Annotated in this window: 2 protein-coding genes; both read right to left on the reverse strand. The window is 38.5% G+C overall.

Features of this window, described 5'->3' with window-relative positions:
* Window positions 1-212: hypothetical protein (locus M7Q83_RS14075; protein ID WP_298340260.1), on the reverse strand; the 212-nt coding region annotated here is incomplete at its 3' end.
* A gap of 84 nt (window positions 213-296) precedes the next feature.
* The coding region (locus M7Q83_RS14080; RefSeq protein WP_298340263.1) for a hypothetical protein at window positions 297-940 on the reverse strand (644 nt) is incomplete at its 5' end.

Genomic DNA, 940 nt, shown 5'->3' on the forward strand with positions numbered 1-940 from the left:
GTCATTTTACCGTTTATCATTGTAAAGCCACGCAGTCCGAAATTCTTCATTCCTGTCATAGCAAACGCTTTTCTCACATACTTCTGGTCTCCATGCCCAAGCTTCCCCTTTATCTGTCCATTGGCCCTAAGCGACATAGTGGGCTTGTGTGCAGTCCATGGGGGATTTCTCGCAGCATAGAACCTTTGTCCAAAAACACTTCCGTTTAACATAGGTTATCAAGTATATATAATCCCGTATTATTTAAATTTTATCACGATCTTAGAAAAAAGTTAATGTATATCTATGTGATATACTTAGTGTTTTTTTGTTCCCCTTTTGAGACTGATTAATTCGTTATAAGTTTCCGGATCATTTGCAATATCCTCAGGGAAATTAGGGTCTTCTTCTGTCCTTGTCTTCATGAGTTGTTCAGCCTCATTAGCATTACGTGGAGGAGATGAGACACTCCACATGCCAATTTCTTTTTGCTTATAGAAAACATTGAATGTTGATCCTCCATACCATGCGATTATAATCCCATATCTGTGATCGTTGTATATGGCCATGGCATCTCTGAGTTCTTCCCTCATAGTAGTTGGAGTAAATATTTCCCTGTAATCTTCTATGGTTTCATTGATCGATTCTCTCGGCATGATTTCCTGATTGGGCTGGAGATGAAGTTCCACTTCGTTCCAGTTTACATTGTTTTCAGTTCTGCCTGCTTTTTTTGCAATTTGAGTTATTGAGTTCTGAATATACTGCAACTGTCTCTTTACAAAATCACTTGGTTGCAACCCAGTCTCTATGGTATAGGTCTCCTCAAGTGCTTCCAATGGTGTTTTTGATTGTGGCAATACTCTCCTTACCGATCCCTTTTCACCTGTAAGATCTGAATATAAGTTTTCTGCGAATAACATTGCACTGAATTTCTTATAATCATTGGTGTTGATATGCTTGA

Origin of the sequence: Ferrimicrobium sp., from assembly GCF_027364955.1 — a bacterium.
In the GTDB taxonomy this organism is placed as follows: domain Bacteria; phylum Actinomycetota; class Acidimicrobiia; order Acidimicrobiales; family Acidimicrobiaceae; genus Ferrimicrobium.